The following is a 16,963-nucleotide window of genomic DNA, read 5'->3' on the forward strand; positions in this document are numbered from 1 at the left end:
GTATCGTCATGAAAAACATCAAATTAGCTTTAGCAGCTGTGATTTTAGGTTCACTCTCATTCGGTAGCATGGCCGCCGACCTGGTAAACAGTGCACCAGAAAATCAGCAAAAAATTGGCGTGATCAGCGCCACAGGCAGCACCAATCTGGCTTCTCTGGAGTCACAACTTTCGGAGAAGGCTCAACTGGCGGGCGCGAAATCTTTTCTCATCACTTCGACCTCTGGTCAGAACAACCTGCATGGCACAGCCATCATTTATAATTAATTCTGTTCCGCCCGCCCTGCCGCCAGCTAATCACTGGCGGCGGTCCTACTGCACTGACTCCGGCAATATCCCCCCCTCTTTCCGCCTCAATTAAACCTGGTCATTCTCGGTCTTAATCAGATTAATATCCGGTTCAATGCCGCTTCGGTTATTCCGTTAATTGGCTCCTCTGCAGCCTGAAATAAGACCACACTTTATGTGGGAATAAATCCAACACTGCCCACTGTGAAATTATTTTTAATTGAATGCTCAATCAATAAAACCTATGATGGGAGCCTGTTTTGACAAAAAGTCGACAAAAAAGGTGAAATATTGACGAATTAACTTAACAAATTCAGCAGGATAAATTCACAACCTGACTATTGCCCAGTGTAGTTAGCGGATATGCGGCGGAATTTCCCAGTATGCGCTAAGGCACGCTTTGCAAAGATCGGGGTCAATCTTGATTATTTTCGGAGATGGTATGCCGACGACTGAAATATCCAGGAAAGAACAAAAAGACCGCATTAACCCCGTGGTTTTCTACACTTCTGCAGGACTTATTCTGCTCTTCTCCCTCACCACGATTTTCTTTACAGAATTATCGGATCGGTGGATTAACGCTGCCCTCGAATGGGTTTCAAATACCTTCGGCTGGTATTATCTGCTGGCAGCAACGGTCTATATCGTCTTTGTGGTGGTGATTGCCGCGTCTCGCTTTGGCTCAATAAAACTGGGCCCGGAGCAATCCAAACCTGAGTTCAGCCTGATGAGTTGGGCCGCCATGCTGTTTGCGGCAGGTATCGGTATCGATCTGATGTTCTTCTCAGTCGCCGAGCCGGTTACCCAGTATATGATGCCGCCAGAAGGCCAGGGACAAACCATGGAAGCTGCGCGTCAGGCAATGGTCTGGACGCTGTTCCACTACGGCCTGACTGGCTGGGCGATGTACGCACTGATGGGGATTGCGCTGGGCTACTTCAGCTACCGTTATGGCCTGCCGCTGACGATCCGTTCCGCTCTTTACCCTATTTTCGGCAAACGGATTAATGGCCCAATTGGCCACTCTGTAGACATCGCAGCGGTTATCGGCACCATTTTTGGTATCGCCACTACTCTGGGTATTGGCGTGGTGCAGCTGAATTACGGGCTGCATGTCCTGTTCCATGTTCCGGAAGGGTTAACTGCGCAAGCGGGATTAATTGCGCTGTCGGTGGTTATGGCGACGATTTCCGTCACCTCGGGCGTGAATAAAGGGATTCGACTGATGTCGGAGCTGAACGTTCTGCTGGCGCTGTTCCTGATTGTGTTTGTGCTGTTTGTCGGGGATACCAGTTTCCTGCTGAATGCACTGGTGCTCAACGTTGGTGATTACATCAATCGCTTTATGGGCATGACGCTGAACAGCTTTGCCTTTGACCGCCCTACCGAGTGGATGAACAACTGGACGTTGTTCTTCTGGGCCTGGTGGGTTGCCTGGTCGCCGTTTGTCGGCCTGTTCCTGGCGCGTATCTCTCGTGGAAGGACTATCCGCCAGTTTGTGGTTGGAACCTTGACCATTCCGTTTATCTTCACCTTGCTGTGGCTGTCAATCTTCGGTAACAGCGCGCTGAGTCAAATTATTCATGGCAACCTGGCCTTTGCACAGGAAACGCTGGCGCACCCGGAACGCGGTTTTTATAGCCTGCTGGCGCAATATCCAGCCTTCAGCTTCAGCGCTTCGGTCGCCACCATTACCGGTTTCTTGTTCTATGTGACCTCTGCCGACTCCGGTTCGCTGGTGCTGGGTAACTTCACCTCAAAACTGAGTGATATCAACAACGATGCACCAAACTGGCTGCGGGTCTTCTGGTCAGTGGCAATAGGTTTACTGACCGTAGGCATGCTGATGGTGAATGGTGTGACCGCGTTGCAGAAAACCACCGTAATAATGGGCCTGCCCTTCAGCTTCGTGATTTTCTTTGTAATGGCCGGGCTGTATAAATCCCTGCGAGTGGAAGACCATCGTCGGGCAAGTAGCGTAGTGAATACCCAACCGATGCCGGTTTCTCGTGAAGACCGCCTGAACTGGAAACAGCGTATTTCCCGCGTGATGCATTATCCGGGCAGTACGCACACCAAGAAGATGATCGACAATGTTTGTCTGCCCGCAATGCAGGAAGTGGCGCTTGAACTGGAACGCCGCGGCGCTCAGGTTCAGGTTAGCGAACTGCCACCGCTGGAAGATGAACGCCTTAACCATCTGGAAATGTTGGTGACGCTGGGCGAGGAGCAGAGTTTCCTGTATCAGATCTGGCCACAGCAATATTCGGTTCCGGCCTTCACCTATCGTGCGCGTAGCGGTAAGACGGATTACTACCGGCTGGAAACCTTCCTGCTGGAAGGAACGCAGGGCAATGATTTGATGGATTACACCAAAGAGCAGATCATTAATGACATTCTCGATCAATACGAGCGTCATTTAACTTTCCTGCATATTCACCGTGAAGCACCGGGTAACTCAATGCCGTTCCCAGAAACGCAATAAAGGAACGGAGTGACGACCCGGCCGGGTTAACAGCAAGCGAATGTTGAGTCTTTTTCTGACATTTTGCTTAGCCGTTAACCCGGCCTTTCTGTTTTCAGCGTCTTTCACTTTGTTTCCGTTGCCTGCTTTCCATCGAGTTAGCCACCCATCTTGCCAGCGCTGGCCCGGTTAACAGAACGACAATAAACCTGCCGGTTTGCATCGACATAACGAATGGCATATCCACATGGCTGGAAGAGGCAATAATAGCCACGGAATCGGCACCGCCCGGACTGGTTGCCAGATAGGCAGTCAGCGGATCAATTCCAGCAAAATGCACCAGACCAAAGGCAAATACGCCACAAATTGCCACCAGGATGAAAACAGACATCAGCAGCCTTGGTAACACTTTGGCGACATACAGCAGAATGGCTCGATTAAATCGCAACCCGATGCTCCAGCCAATAATTGCATAAGCCACCATCAATAATGCCGGAGGCAATTCAATCGTCAGCAGATTGAAATCCTGCAAAATCGCCCCACCCGCCAGCGTAATCAGCAAGGGTCCAGCTGGAATTCGAAAGACCTTACCCGCCAGCACGCCCGCGAGGATAAGTAAAACGGTAATGCCAAAATGTCCCCAGGCGACCGGCTGAATAATATCAAAGCTTGAAGGTGCAGAGCCTGATGGCATCTCCGGAGCCCAAATGCGGGCAACGACAGTGGCGGCCACCGCCACAATCACCACGCGAAGATATTGCATAAAAGCCACTAACCGCACGTCCGCACCATAACTTTCTGCCATTAATGTCATCGCTGTAGCTGCACCGGGTGAGGATCCCCAAATTGCCGTTGAACCGGGTAACACCTGCCAGCGTGTCAGCAACCAACCGAGAAGCGAACTGGCGATAATGACCGAGAAAATACTGGCGACAAATAAAGGCCAGTTTTTGGCTATTTCGACAAATATAGAGGCGGGAATGGCACGGGCTATCATGCTGCCCACCACGCCCTGCGCCAGATAAAACAGATTACGATGAATAACTAAAGGTTTGTCACGGGCGGCAAAAACGATCGCCATTGCCATCGGCCCCAAAAGTAGCGCCGCAGGTAGGTTCAAACTTTCCAGGCCAACGACAGCCAGAGCGGAAAAAAGAAGCAACCAGAACCAACGCAAGGGAGGTATTTTCATTAACGACTCCATACAGTGCCCAACAGGTACGCCAACCATTTTATCAGCACATAAGTCCCTGCCCGACTTTATTACCGCGATAAGGATGATAAGTCTGGCGTCTGACTTAAAGCCACGGTTTTGTTCTGTGAATGCATTTGTATGTTGTAACTAAAGTAGACAATCGACTGAATCCCCCTGCTGTAACTGTGTTATGGGGAAGCAGACCAGTCGCGCATAATTTAGGCCTGTTACGATATAGCCCCGACAAACCTGCTGAAATATTCCCTCTCAAAGGGGTTAACATTGCCGGGTATAAGTGCGGGTTAACAAAGGATAAACCTGCTGGTCACTCATATTAACGCTGGCGCTGTAAAGTCTTTTATTGGATATAAGAATGTGACAAAAGTAGCGTAATTATTGCCAGGCCCCGGAATGGGATTTGTTCATTTGCCCAACGCATTGCCGTAGCAGGTGTTAAGATTTGTCTCAATATTGTAAATATAAGCTTGTTCAAATTGAGATCTCTGTGGTTAAACAGCGTAAAAATAGCGAAAATAAATAAACATTTTCATGATTAGGTGTTTTTAACCGCCCGTTTTCTCTGTACACTGGTCTCCGATACATACACTGATTAATTTTAAACCACTCAACGCTACGGATTCCTTATGAGCGAAACTCTGAAAGTATTAAATAACATTCGAACCCTTCGTGCTCAGGCTCGTGAAGTTTCTTTAACTGAACTTGAAGAGATGCTGGAAAAACTCGAAGCGGTTGTAAATGAACGTCGTGACGCAGAAGCGGCTATCGCTTCTGAGGTTAAGGAAAAAGAAGAGAAGCTGGCTAAATACCGTCAGATGCTGCTGGACGACGGCATCGATTTAAGCGAACTCACTTCTGCAGAGACCTCTACGGGTAAATCTCGCGCCAAGCGTGCACCACGCCCAGCCAAATACCAGTACACCGACGAAAACGGTGACACTAAATCCTGGACCGGCCAGGGCCGTACTCCTGCGGTAATTAAGCAGGCGCTGGACCAGGGTAAAAAACTGGAAGATTTCCTGATTTAATCTTCCAGCCACGTCAGTTTTTGCTGGCGTGGCAACCTTCCCCTCTTTTTACTCTCACGACTCTTTTTTTGCCGCTTATTAATTTTCCCTGTAACTGCATAACCAATTCTTGAGCGTTCTCTGTTCTGAACAATAACGAGTATGTTGTAACTAAGAGTGAGTGCTGATGAGCCGATATGATGCCGTAGATAACTTACATCGCTGCGTGGCAGAGCTGCAGACAGCGCTGGAAGCCTTAACCCATAAACTTCCGACACTTCGCCTGCTGATGGCGCGAGTGTTTGAATTGCCGCCGGTGCACAAAGGTCAGGAACATCAACCTTTGCTTAAAATTAACGTGACTCAGCACCTTGCACAACCAGCATTAAATCTGGCACTAAGCCATTATTCCCGCCTGTTTATCCAACATCAATCCGAATCATTAAGCACTAAAGCTGCCGTACGCTTGCCCGGCGCAATTTGCTTTGAAGCTACGCCGGAAGAATCAGCGGTTATCCGCCAGCAGGTAGCCACGATTAATAGCCTGAAAATGCGCCTTGAGCAGATTATTACCGTGGAGTCCGGCGTGGAGAGCGAGGAGCGCTTTGAATTTGTCCATACGCACCTCAGAGGCTTAATAACTCTTAATGCCTACCGTTCAATTACCTTGCTTGAGTCACCAGACTCCCTGCGATTTGGCTGGGCAAATAAGCACATAATTAAAAATGTCACCCGGCAAGAGGTGCTGGAAAAGCTGAAGAAAAGCGTAGCTTCTGGGCGAGCAATGGCGCCGTGGAGCCGTGAGCAATGGGCTGAAAAACTACAGGATGAGATAGCTCTTATTAATTCGTTACCCGCGAGTGCAAAACTGAAGATTAAGCGCCCGGTTAAGGTGCAGCCGATTGCGCGCGTATGGAATAAACAGCAGCAGAAGCAAACACAGCTGGCCTGCCCTTCTCCTTTATTGGTGCTTTGTGCGGAGGCTAATCAGCTTCCTAAGCTCGGTGAATTACTCAATTATGATGCTGAGAATGTGGCCCATAAATTTAAGCCCCCAGCCACGCCACTGTTTCCGGTGATCCCCAGATTACATTTATACAGTGATACAAATCTGTCAATTTGAGCATTCAGGCAAAAAAAAGAGCGGAATACATTCCGCTCCTTTCATCAAATCGTCATTACGTCTTCATACTGCCGACCATCTCTTCCGGACGAACCCAGGCGTCGAATTCCGCTTCCGTCAGATAGCCCAATTTCAACGCAGACCCTTTCAGTGTTAAGCCTTCTTTGTGCGCTTTTTTCGCAATTTCTGCCGCTTTATCGTAGCCAATGTGCGTATTTAACGCCGTCACCAGCATCAGCGACTCATTTAATAACTGGCTGATACGGTCCAGATTGGGCTCTATCCCCACCGCACAGTGGTGATTAAAGCTGTCCATGCCGTCTGCCAACATCCGCACCGACTGCAGGAAGTTATGGATAATCATCGGGCGATAAACGTTAAGCTCGAAGTTACCGGAAGCGCCACCCATATTCACCGCCACATCATTGCCCATCACCTGGCAACAAAGCATGGTCATCGCTTCACATTGGGTCGGATTGACTTTGCCTGGCATTATCGAGCTGCCGGGTTCGTTTTCAGGAATTGCAATTTCGCCAATGCCACAGCGGGGGCCTGAAGATAACCAGCGCACATCGTTAGCAATCTTCATTAAGGAGGCAGCAAGCCCTTTCAGCGAACCGTGAGCATGAACAAGTGCATCACAGGTTGCCAGTGCTTCAAATTTATTTGGCGAGGTAACAAAAGGTTGCTTCGTCAGATCGGCTAACTCTTTGGCTACCCTCACGGCATATTCTGGATGAGTATTCAGCCCTGTCCCCACCGCCGTGCCGCCCAATGCCAGTTCGGCTACATGTGGAATGCTCTGCTCAATATGTTTGAGGTTATGGCTCAGCATCGCCACCCAGCCGGAAATCTCCTGACCGAGCGTTAAAGGCGTGGCATCCTGCAGGTGAGTACGGCCAATCTTAACGATATCTTTAAAAGCTTCAGCTTTTTCGTTCAGTGTTTTTTGCAGCACTTTAAGCTGAGGAAGCAAATGCTCCTGAATCGCGAGGACCGCTGCGACATGCATGGCTGTCGGGAAGACATCGTTGGAGCTCTGGCTTTTATTCACATCGTCGTTAGGGTGCACCAGACGTTCCATACCGCGCACGCCGCCCAGGATCTCACTGGCACGATTGGCAAGCACCTCATTCATATTCATATTGGTCTGGGTACCGGAGCCGGTTTGCCAGATAGCCAGCGGGAATTCAGCGCTGTGTTTATCGGCCAGCACCTCATCAGCAGCGGAGATAATTGCTGCTGCACGTTCGTTGGGCAACAGGGTTAAATCACTGTTCACCTTAGCCGCAGCGCGCTTGGTCAGCGCCAGTGCGTGGACTAATTCAACAGGCATTTTCTCGGTGGAGATGCGAAAGTGTTCCAGTGAGCGTTGCGTTTGCGCGCCCCACAGTTTATCTGCTGGAACTTCGATGGAACCCATTGAATCTTTCTCAATGCGGTTGGCAGCCATGACTCTCTCCTTTTGCACAATAATATGATTTTAAACCCTTACTTTGCCTCTGAAGGCAAAAAGCGCGGGCGATATTCTGGCATACAAGAATTTAACATTATGCGACTCATTCGACCTTCTTGCACTCCACATTGTCTTTTAGGCGTGGTTTTCTGCTTTAATACAGGCCGTAATTATCCGATTATGTGTGAGCTAACATGCAAAAATTAATCAATTCGCTGCAAAATTACGCCTGGGGCAGCCCTTCTGCCCTCACCGATCTTTATGGCATTCCTAACCCCGACAAGCTGCCAATGGCGGAACTCTGGATGGGAGCACACCCTAAAAGCCCTTCCTGGATAGAAGTCGACGGCAAGAAGCAGTCATTACGAGACGTCATTGATGCTGATAAAGAAGCCCTGCTCAGCAAAGCCGTAGCTAACCGGTTTGGCGAGCTGCCCTTCTTGTTTAAAGTGCTTTGCGCCGATCAGCCATTATCGATTCAGGTTCATCCGAGCAAAGCGGCGGCAGAAGTGGGTTTTGCCAAAGAGAATGCGGCTGGCATCCCTCTTGATGCACCAAACCGTAACTATAAAGACGCTAACCACAAGCCTGAGCTGGTCTTTGCCCTCACGCCTTTTAAAGCCATCAACGGCTTCCGCGAGCTGCACGAGATTATCTCGCTGCTTCAGCCCGTAGCTGGAGCGCATCCCGCGATTGCCCATTTCCTGCAGTCCCCTGAGATGAGGGAGTTGTCGGCGCTGTTCACCGCGCTTCTGTCAATGAAGGGGGAAGAAAAGAGCCTGGCACTGGACGTACTGAAAAGTGAGCTTCGCAGCCAGCAAGGCGAGCCCTGGGACACCATTTCGCTGATTGAAGCGTTCTATCCTGATGACAGCGGGTTGTTCTCTCCGCTGCTGCTGAATGTGATTGAACTGCAGCCGGGCGAAGCGATGTTCCTGTTCGCCGAGACGCCACACGCCTATCTGCAGGGCGTGGCGCTGGAAGTGATGGCCAATTCGGATAACGTGTTGCGGGCTGGATTGACACCAAAGTACATCGATATCCCCGAACTGATGGCGAACCTTAAATTTGAAGCTAAATCTTACGCCAGCTTGCTAACTCAACCTGTGCAGAACGGTGATACACTTGATTTCCCGGTTCCGGTGGAAGACTTTGCCTTCTCTCTCCACCAGCTCAACGCTCAACCTGCCGTAGTAAAAGTGCAAAGTGCCGCTATTCTGTTCTGTGTGGACGGCCAGGCGGTAGTCAGCCACAACGACCAACAGCTGACGCTGAAACCAGGCGAATCCTGTTTTGTTCCGGCTACGGACGCTGAGGTTACGCTGGCGGGCAATGGCCGGGTGGCGCGCGTCTGCAACCTTCTCTAGGATTTGCGGCTGACGCGAACCGCGACAATTGCTATTATTATTCAAATTATTAAACAAAAACGCCTCAGGGCGTTTTTTATTCGCCAGGCATTTGCCCACAGGATCGATTTGCCGGCGCCAGTGACCAAAAAGGACGACTTACAGATGAAGAAGACAAAGATAGCGATAGGCGTAGTAGTCGCACTCGGCGTGATTTGGACCGGAGCCGCGTGGTTTACCGGCAAACAACTGGAAACACACATGGATGAGCTGGTGCAGAATGCGAATGCCCAGATGAACAACATGGCGCCGGAAAACCGTCTTAAACTGAGCTACCAGGATTTCCAGCGCGGGGTATTCACCAGTACCGCCCGCTTTGTGCTGCAGTCTAACTCGCAGACGGAAGACAATTCGCTGATTAAGCCAGGCCAGAGCATCGTGTTTGATGAGAAGATCGATCACGGTCCTTTCCCGTTCGCTCAGCTGAAAAAATTCAACCTGATCCCAAGCATGGCCTCCGTCCATACTCAGCTTGAGAATACCGATGCGGTGAAGAAACTGTTTGAGATGACCAAAGGTCAGTCAATCATTCAGGCTGATACCCGCGTTGGCTATAGCGGCGCAACCGCTTCAGCCATTACCCTGCTGCCTGTGGACTATAACAACGCCCAAACTGGCGAGCGCTTTGCTTCTAACGGCGGCATCATCAATGTCGACGCTGATAACAAAGGTGATAAAGTCAATTTCAGCGGCGACCTGGAAAGCCTGGTGCTGAGCACCAAAAACCAGCTGGATATGCCTGTGGTGTTCACCGCCAACGGACTGAAACTGGATGCCAGCACGCACCTCAGCCCGGAAGGGATGCGCATTGGCGATCAGAGCATCAATCTGAAGAAGCTCACCGCAATGGTGGATGGCAAAGAAGCGTTTGTCGCTGAAGGCCTGAACGGTAAGTCCTCCTTCAATTCTGAAAAGAGCCTGATTTCGGGCAGTATCGACTACGCCCTGGATTCCCTGAAGCTGCAAAACCAGAACTTTGGTCAGGGTAAACTGGCTATCAAACTGTCCCAATTTGATGCTAACGGCATGAAAGCCTTCTCTGACAACTACAACAGTCAGGTCCAGGCGCTGATGAATGAGCCGGGTATTAGCGACAATCCTCAACTCTACCAACAGCGTATGAGCCAGATCTTCTCAGCAAATCTGCCGCTGTTGTTGAAAGGCGATCCGATTGTGAACATCGCGCCCTTCAGCTGGAAGAACGATAAAGGCGAGAGCAGCTTCAACCTGGCCGTCCACTTTAAAGATCCGGCAGCCAACACGACTCAGCCACAGAACATCGGCCAGGCCGTGGATAACGTGCTGAAAACGCTGGACGCTAAACTGTCGATCAACATGGATATGGCCACCGAAATGATGACCAGCGTGGCCATGGCGGAAGGGTATAAGCAGGAAGAAGCAGCCAAACTGGCCGATCAGCAGGTCAAAGGTGTGGCGGCGATGGGTCAGATGTTCAAACTGACTACCCAGAAGGACAATAACATTGTTACCAGCCTGCAGTACGCTACTGGTCAGGTCACCATGAACGGCGACAAAATGGCGCTGGACCAGTTCCTGGCACGCTATATGTTAGGTGGCGGTGCCCCTGCTGCAGAAGGTATGCCGCAGTAACGCTGAGGCGTTAACAGTAAGGGCGCGATTATCGCGCCCTTTTTTTATGCCGATCCTCGCTCGATCAACACCGGCGGTAAAATGACGTTCTGCACCGCACCTTGTGGATCGCTCATTCTTTGCAACAACCTTTGTGCGGCACTGCGGCCAATCTCACGCGCAGAGCTGGTGATAAAAGTCAGCGGGGGATCGGTCAGCTCCGCTTCTGGCGAATCGCCAAATCCTACCAAAGCCATTTGCTGGCCGTAATAACTGTCCATCCCTCCTTTGCCAATGGTTCTCCCCGTGCGTTGCAGGCCAAAATAGCAGCCCAGCGCGACCGAGGCGTTATGGCAGAGGATTGCGGTAATGGTTGGATGATGATGAATCAGATTCTCAGTCACTTCCGCCACGTCTCGCTGATGGCGACCGCTTTCAATAATCCATTCGCTGCGAAAAGGCAGGCCGTATTGCAGCAGTGTGGAGCAATAGCCACCAATCCGCTCTGCCCTCGTCAAAGAAGAGCCAGAACCGCCCAACCAGGCGATGCAGTGATGCCCGCGCTTGATCAGATATTCAGTCGCAATTTTTGCCGCATGCATGTTGTCGGGACGGATGGAGTCAGTGTCATCCAGGCTACTGGCGCGCGAAGCACAGATCATCGCAATGCCCTGGTCACGGGCTTTTTTGACCAGATGAGAGGCATTATCTGCCCCGCCGCCCAGCACTATGCCCTCCACACCCTGGGCCACCAGCGTGTCGAAGCAGCGATCGATATTCTGCCCTTTTGGCCCGCTTTGGGTCAGAAAAAGCACTTTGCCGTTCTTCTCCAGCCCTTCACTCAGTCCGGCGGTCATTTCGGCATAAAACGGCTGGCAAAGGTCACGCACGATCAGCCCGATTACGCCACTTCCTCCGCCCCGTAACATGGTAGCGGAACGATTAGGCACGAAACCCAGCGCGTTGATCGCCCGATTGACTCGCTCCGAGGTAGCAGGCGAAATTCGTCCTTTGCCGGAAAGCACCAGCGAAACCGTGGTCACGGAGACCCCCGCTTCGGCTGCTACATCATTAATTGTGATTTTTTTCAGCGACATATTTTGTCCAGTCAGCTCTGGCTGACCTGTTCGTACAGCATCATCGAAACAGTGAGATAAAACGTTACACCGCCCGGCCGGTAAATAAAACCTTCGCGCCGGATAAGAGTGTGACTCATCACGCATTAATGGTGGGTAAAACGTTTTATCATTTTTTTATCTCAGCAGCGGCTGAGCTTTTTTATGCCAGGAGAGCCCATGTCGGCCACAAAACAAAAAATTACGCTTTGGGAGTTTTTCCAGAGTTTAGGCAAAACCTTTATGCTCCCCGTCGCGCTGCTCTCTTTCTGCGGCATTATGATGGGCATTGGCAGCTCGCTGAGCAGCCACGATGTGATTACCCTGATCCCTTTCCTGGGCAATTCGGTTCTGCAGCTGATCTTTATGTGGATGAGCAAAGTCGGCTCCTTTGCTTTTAGCTACCTGCCGGTGATGTTTGCCATCGCTATCCCGTTGGGTATGGCGCGTGAAAATAAAGGCGTTGCGGCCTTCTCCGGCTTTGTTGGCTTTGCGGTGATGAACCTGGCGGTAAATTTCTGGCTAAATGCCAAAGGTATTTTGCCAACCACCGATGCAGCCGTGCTGAAAGCGAATAACATCCAGAATATCATCGGCATTCAGTCGATTGATACCGGGATCCTGGGCGCGGTCATTGTCGGGATAATCGTGTTTTATCTGCATGAACGCTTCAATACCATTCGCCTGCCGGATGCGCTGGCATTCTTCGGCGGCACCCGCTTTGTGCCCATTATCACCACCCTGGTAATGGGTCTGGTTGGCCTGGTCATTCCGCTGATTTGGCCCTGGTTTGCTGCGGCTATTACCGGTCTTGGATGGGTGATTAACGGCGCTGGCGAGTTTGGCCCGATGATCTTCGGCACCGGCGAGCGTCTGCTGCTGCCGTTCGGTCTGCAGCATATCCTGGTAGCCATTATCCGCTTCACCGATGCGGGCGGCACGATGGATGTTTGCGGACACAGCGTCAGCGGTGCCTTAACCATCTTCCAGGCACAGCTTTCCTGCCCCACCACGGCTGGCTTTTCTGAAAGCGCTACTCGCTTCCTGTCACAGGGTAAAATGCCGGCCTTCCTCGGCGGTTTACCTGGTGCTGCGCTGGCGATGTATCACTGCGCGCGCCCTGAAAACCGACATAAGATTAAAGGCCTGCTGATTTCTGGTGTGGTTGCCTGCGTGGTTGGCGGAACCACTGAACCGATTGAATTCCTGTTCCTGTTTGTTGCCCCGGTGCTGTATGTGATCCATGCGCTATTAACGGGTCTGGGCTTTACGGTGATGGCGGTCCTTGGCGTCACCATCGGTAACACTGACGGCAACGTTATCGACTTTGTGGTGTTTGGTATCCTGCACGGCCTGTCGACCAAATGGTATTTCGTGCCGTTGGTTGCCGCCATCTGGTTTGTGGGTTACTACGTGATCTTCCGTTTCGCTATCACCCGCTTCAATATCAAAACGCCAGGGCGCGATGTGGATACCACAACGGTTGATAAAAATTTCTCCGCGACTGTCGGCAAGTCTGGCTACAACACGCCAGCCATCCTCGCCGCATTAGGCGGCATGGATAACATTGATTCGCTGGATAACTGCCTCACTCGCCTGCGTCTGTCGATTAAAGACATGAGCCTGGTGGATGATGCGGCGCTAAAGGCAAATCGGGTGATTGGTGTGGTTCACCTTAACGAGCACAGCCTGCAGGTGGTTATTGGACCCCAAGTTCAGTCGGTTAAAGATGAGATGGCCAGCATGATGACAGCGGTTCCCGGCTGATCAAGCACAGGACGTTGGCAGGAATGGGCTGAAGAGAGATTTTCGGCCCTTCTCTATTTTGCGGCGCTAAAAAGGAGCTTTTATGTTTGATTTTGATCGGGTTATCGATCGTCACGGCAGCTGGTGTACCCAGTGGGATTTTGTTGCCGACCGTTTTGGGCACGCTGATTTACTGCCCTTCACCATCTCCGATATGGATTTCGCTACCGCGCCCTGCATTATCTCGGCATTGCAGCAGCGCGTGACGCATGGCGTACTGGGTTACAGCCGCTGGCAACATCAGGATTTTCTCTCCGCCATCAGCCACTGGTATCAGCAGCGTTTTGCAGTAAGCGTTGATCATCAGCAGATTGTTTACGGTGCTTCGGTGATCTATATGGTCGCCCAGATGATCCGTCACTGGTCTTCATCCGGCGATGCCGTGCTGATCCACACGCCAGCCTATGATGGCTTCTACAAAGTGATTGAGGGCAACGATCGTCAGGTGCTCTCGTTACCCCTGCAACGCGAAGGAGCTGAGTGGCAATGCGATATGGTCGCGCTTGAAGCCCTGCTCAGCCGCGAGGAATGCAAAATCATGCTGCTTTGCAGCCCCCATAATCCGACCGGAAAGGTGTGGCGCCGCGCTGAACTTCAGCAGATGTCAGACCTGTGCCAGCGCCATGGCGTGCTGACGATAAGCGATGAGATCCATATGGATATGGTGATGGGCAGCGAGCTGCATATTCCCTGGAGTTCCGTAGCCAGTGGCCGCTGGGCGCTGTTTACCTCGGCCTCAAAGAGCTTCAACGTTCCTGCGCTGACCGGTGCTTATGGTTTTATCAGCGATGAACAGGATCGTCAGGCCTGGTTCCAGGCGACGAAGAATGCGGATGGCTTATCTTCTCCTGCCGTCATGGCTGTTGCCGCGCATATTGCCGCCTACCGCGAAGGGGCGGACTGGCTGGATGCTTTACGGGCGTATCTGCAAGCGAATCTGCAGCACGTTGCCAGCAGGCTGAATCAGGCTTTTCCACGGTTAAACTGGCAGCCGCCTCAGGCGACCTATCTGGCGTGGATTGACCTTAATCCGCTGGGGCTGGACGATCAAGCGCTGCAACAGGTGCTGATTGAGCAGCAAAAAGTGGCGATCATGCCGGGTTACACTTATGGTCCACAGGGCAACGGGTATCTGCGGCTGAACGTTGGCTGCCCCCGCAGCAAAGTGGATGACGGCCTTGACCGCTTAATTGCCGCTATTCGCAGCCTGCTTTAGCCGTCTGCCTGCACGATGAGGGGAAACAGGCTGTCTTAAGCACAAATTATCGGCACTTAACGTCTTGTTTGCGCAATTCGCTGGCGGTGTTGCGCAAATTGTTTTTATACTGTTATGCACTTATTAAAACAACATGAGTGCGCCGACATGATCGATACCCAGCTTCCCCTCACCGATATTCATCGCCACCTTGACGGCAATATTCGTGCACAAACCATTCTGGATTTAGGCCGCGAATTTAACCTTACCCTGCCAGCTACCACCCTGGAATTGCTGCGTCCCCACGTTCAGGTCACCCAAACCGAGCCCGATCTGGTCAGCTTTCTGAATAAGCTGGACTGGGGCGTCAAAGTGTTGGGTTCACTGGAAGCCTGCCGCCGTATTGCGCAGGAAAATGTGGAAGATGCCGCGCGCGCAGGAATTCATTATGCCGAACTGCGTTTCTCGCCGGGCTATATGGCAATGACCCATAACCTGCCAGTGGCTGGCGTGGTGGAAGCGGTGATTGAAGGCGTGCGTGCAGGCTGTAAGCAACACAATATTGATGTGCGCCTGATTGGCATTATGAGCCGGACCTTTGGCGAAGAAGCCTGCCTGCGTGAGCTGGAAGGCCTGCTGGCTCATCGTGACGGCATTACGGCTCTGGACCTGGCCGGTGATGAGCTGGGCTTCCCTGGCAGCCAGTTCCTCAGCCACTTTAACCGCGCGCGTGACGCCGGTTTCCGCATCACCGTTCACGCTGGTGAAGCTGCGGGCCCGGAGAGCATCTGGCAGGCGATCCGTGAGCTGGGGGCTGAACGAATTGGCCACGGCGTGAAGGCTGTTGAAGATCCAGCGCTGATGGATTTCCTGGCCGCGCACAAAATTGGCGTGGAGTCTTGCCTGACCTCGAATATTCAGACCAGCACTGTGGCCTCACTGGCTCAGCATCCGTTGGCGAAGTTCCTTGATCACGGCATCCTGGCGACAATTAACACGGATGACCCAGCGGTTCAGGGGATTGAATTGCCGTATGAGTACGAAATTGCGGCTCCACAAGCTGGCCTGAGCCTGGCGCAGATGCGCACGGCACAGGAAAACGGCCTGAAGATTGCGTTTTTGACTGATGCAGAGAAAGAAGCTGTACGCGCCAGAGTGGCAGCATAAAGGCCAGTCTATCTGATTTAAAGCGGCCTGCAGGAGAGTCATGCAGGCCCAAATAAAAAGCCCCGCTGAGATGAACTGTCCCCTTTCAGGTACAGTCCAGGTCAGCGGGGCTTTTTTATAACCGCTACTTCAGTGACATTGTCTGACGTTTCTCGGCTGACTGCAGGCCAAGTTCAATCAGTTCCATCACCTGAATAGCTTCTTCAGCGGTAACCGGGTTGGCACCGTCACCCGTGATAGCATCACGGATGCCCGCATAATACGCCGGATAGTTACCTGGAGTGGTCAGCAACGTCTCTTCGGCCATCATGTCGCCATTTACCAGCGTCAATACGCCATCGCGCATATCGTAACCCCAGTCTTCCTGCGGGAGACGTGCACCCGCTTTCAGGCTGTCTTCCTGCGGATCCAGACCGTACTTCACATAGCTGCCTTTGGTGCCATGGACCTGGTAACGCGGGGATTCCGCCGCCACCAGCATGCTGCCATGCAACACCACTCGGCGCTGAGGATAGGTCAGCACAGCATGGAAATAATCGGTGGTTTGCGCGCCTGGACGCAGCTCTGCCGTATCAACGTTGATCGCCACCGGCGACCCGAACAGCTGTAAAGCCTGGTCAAGCAGATGGGGCCCCAGATCGTACCAGATGCCGCTACCGGCGCCCTTCTGCTCACGCCAGCGGTTGCGCACTTCCAGACGGAAGCGGTCAAAATGCGATTCAAAGTAACGCACTTCGCCCAGCGTGCCTTCAGCCAGCAGCGTTTTCAGCGTCAGGAAGTCGCTGTCCCAACGGCGGTTGTGGAATACCGAGAGCAGCAGCCCTTTGGCTTTAGCCAGCGCGTCCAGCTCACGAGCCTGAGACAGCGTCACGGTGAAAGGTTTATCCACCACCACATGTTTACCGGCGTTCAGCGCGGCTTTTGCCAGCGGGAAATGGGTATCATTAGGGGTAGGAATAACGACCAGTTGCAGCGTGGGATCGTCAAACAACGTTTGGGGATCGGAAACTACCTGAGTGGATGGCCAGTCAGCGTGCACTTTGCTGGCATCACTGCTGGAGACTACGGCCAGTTCCATGCCTGCGGTACCGGCGATCAGTGGCGCATGGAAGGTCTTGCTGGCAAAGCCGTAAC

Annotated in this window: 13 protein-coding genes; 9 read left to right on the forward strand and 4 right to left on the reverse strand. The window is 52.1% G+C overall.

Going from position 1 to position 16,963, the window contains the following annotated elements; translation table 11 throughout:
- Nucleotides 1-8 precede the first annotated feature (8 nt).
- Nucleotides 9-266 carry a multiple stress resistance protein BhsA gene (gene bhsA / locus WCC56_RS02470; RefSeq protein WP_424690859.1) on the forward strand — a complete coding sequence of 86 codons (258 nt, stop codon included), beginning with the start codon at nt 9-11 and terminating at the stop codon, nt 264-266.
- Nucleotides 267-729: 463 nt separating this feature from the next.
- Entirely contained in the window at nt 730-2,772 is a 2,043-nt protein-coding gene (locus WCC56_RS02475; protein ID WP_424690860.1) for a choline transporter, read from the forward strand.
- Between the two features lie 94 nt (nt 2,773-2,866).
- Here the strand turns inward: WCC56_RS02475 and WCC56_RS02480 are convergent, their stop codons facing one another.
- Nucleotides 2,867-3,943, reverse strand: coding sequence for an AbrB family transcriptional regulator (locus tag WCC56_RS02480; protein WP_424690861.1), 1,077 nt, complete (start codon nt 3,941-3,943; stop codon nt 2,867-2,869).
- A gap of 647 nt (nt 3,944-4,590) precedes the next feature.
- Here WCC56_RS02480 and WCC56_RS02485 point away from each other — a divergent pair.
- Nucleotides 4,591-4,992, forward strand: a complete 402-nt coding sequence (locus tag WCC56_RS02485; RefSeq protein WP_424690862.1) for an H-NS family nucleoid-associated regulatory protein — start codon at nt 4,591-4,593, stop codon at nt 4,990-4,992.
- A 166-nt stretch (nt 4,993-5,158) separates the two neighbouring features.
- Nucleotides 5,159-6,094 carry a DNA replication terminus site-binding protein gene (gene tus, locus WCC56_RS02490; protein ID WP_424690863.1) on the forward strand — a complete coding sequence of 312 codons (936 nt, stop codon included), beginning with the start codon at nt 5,159-5,161 and terminating at the stop codon, nt 6,092-6,094.
- Nucleotides 6,095-6,149: 55 nt separating this feature from the next.
- Here the strand turns inward: tus and fumC are convergent, their stop codons facing one another.
- On the reverse strand, nt 6,150-7,547 hold the full coding sequence (gene fumC / locus WCC56_RS02495) for a class II fumarate hydratase (protein WP_424690864.1): 1,398 nt from the start codon (nt 7,545-7,547) through the stop codon (nt 6,150-6,152).
- Nucleotides 7,548-7,744: 197 nt separating this feature from the next.
- Here fumC and manA point away from each other — a divergent pair, with 197 nt between their 5' ends.
- Both manA and WCC56_RS02505 read left to right on the forward strand, forming a co-directional pair.
- Entirely contained in the window at nt 7,745-8,917 is a 1,173-nt protein-coding gene (manA, locus tag WCC56_RS02500) for a mannose-6-phosphate isomerase (protein ID WP_424690865.1), read from the forward strand.
- 144 nt (nt 8,918-9,061) lie between these two features.
- Nucleotides 9,062-10,567 carry a YdgA family protein gene (locus WCC56_RS02505; RefSeq protein WP_424690866.1) on the forward strand — a complete coding sequence of 502 codons (1,506 nt, stop codon included), beginning with the start codon at nt 9,062-9,064 and terminating at the stop codon, nt 10,565-10,567.
- A 44-nt stretch (nt 10,568-10,611) separates the two neighbouring features.
- On the opposite strand, the gene WCC56_RS02510 is transcribed toward WCC56_RS02505, so the two are convergent.
- Nucleotides 10,612-11,643: a Mal regulon transcriptional regulator MalI gene (locus tag WCC56_RS02510; protein WP_424690867.1), complete on the reverse strand. Its 1,032-nt coding sequence runs from the start codon at nt 11,641-11,643 to the stop codon at nt 10,612-10,614.
- A 198-nt stretch (nt 11,644-11,841) separates the two neighbouring features.
- Between WCC56_RS02510 and malX the strand changes: the two genes are divergently transcribed.
- The 3 genes from malX to add all read left to right on the forward strand — a co-directional run bounded on the left by malX (nt 11,842) and on the right by add (nt 15,829).
- Nucleotides 11,842-13,428 (forward strand): maltose/glucose-specific PTS transporter subunit IIBC, encoded by a 1,587-nt coding sequence (gene malX, locus WCC56_RS02515; protein WP_424690868.1) that lies wholly within the window; start codon nt 11,842-11,844, stop codon nt 13,426-13,428.
- Between the two features lie 82 nt (nt 13,429-13,510).
- Nucleotides 13,511-14,683 (forward strand): MalY/PatB family protein, encoded by a 1,173-nt coding sequence (locus WCC56_RS02520; RefSeq protein ID WP_424690869.1) that lies wholly within the window; start codon nt 13,511-13,513, stop codon nt 14,681-14,683.
- A gap of 147 nt (nt 14,684-14,830) precedes the next feature.
- A complete protein-coding gene (gene add / locus WCC56_RS02525) occupies nt 14,831-15,829 on the forward strand; it encodes an adenosine deaminase (protein WP_424690870.1) in 999 nt (332 codons plus the stop codon).
- 124 nt (nt 15,830-15,953) lie between these two features.
- On the opposite strand, the gene WCC56_RS02530 is transcribed toward add, so the two are convergent.
- On the reverse strand, nt 15,954-16,963 hold a 1,010-nt coding region (locus WCC56_RS02530), incomplete at its 5' end, for an oxidoreductase (RefSeq protein WP_424690871.1).

The organism is Erwinia sp. (assembly GCF_049696395.1).
Classification (GTDB): Bacteria; Pseudomonadota; Gammaproteobacteria; order Enterobacterales; family Enterobacteriaceae; genus Erwinia.

Bases quoted from the DNA above. Each gene is read 5' to 3' on its own strand.
- manA (WP_424690865.1), top strand. From the start codon at position 7,745: ATGCAAAAATTAATCAATTCGCTGCAAAATTACGCCTGGGGCAGCCCT.
- WCC56_RS02520 (WP_424690869.1), top strand. From the start codon at position 13,511: ATGTTTGATTTTGATCGGGTTATCGATCGTCACGGCAGCTGGTGTACC.
- WCC56_RS02505 (WP_424690866.1), top strand. From the start codon at position 9,062: ATGAAGAAGACAAAGATAGCGATAGGCGTAGTAGTCGCACTCGGCGTG.
- WCC56_RS02480 (WP_424690861.1), bottom strand. From the start codon at position 3,943: ATGAAAATACCTCCCTTGCGTTGGTTCTGGTTGCTTCTTTTTTCCGCT.
- WCC56_RS02485 (WP_424690862.1), top strand. From the start codon at position 4,591: ATGAGCGAAACTCTGAAAGTATTAAATAACATTCGAACCCTTCGTGCT.
- malX (WP_424690868.1), top strand. From the start codon at position 11,842: ATGTCGGCCACAAAACAAAAAATTACGCTTTGGGAGTTTTTCCAGAGT.
- fumC (WP_424690864.1), bottom strand. From the start codon at position 7,547: ATGGCTGCCAACCGCATTGAGAAAGATTCAATGGGTTCCATCGAAGTT.
- add (WP_424690870.1), top strand. From the start codon at position 14,831: ATGATCGATACCCAGCTTCCCCTCACCGATATTCATCGCCACCTTGAC.
- tus (WP_424690863.1), top strand. From the start codon at position 5,159: ATGAGCCGATATGATGCCGTAGATAACTTACATCGCTGCGTGGCAGAG.
- bhsA (WP_424690859.1), top strand. From the start codon at position 9: ATGAAAAACATCAAATTAGCTTTAGCAGCTGTGATTTTAGGTTCACTC.
- WCC56_RS02510 (WP_424690867.1), bottom strand. From the start codon at position 11,643: ATGTCGCTGAAAAAAATCACAATTAATGATGTAGCAGCCGAAGCGGGG.
- WCC56_RS02475 (WP_424690860.1), top strand. From the start codon at position 730: ATGCCGACGACTGAAATATCCAGGAAAGAACAAAAAGACCGCATTAAC.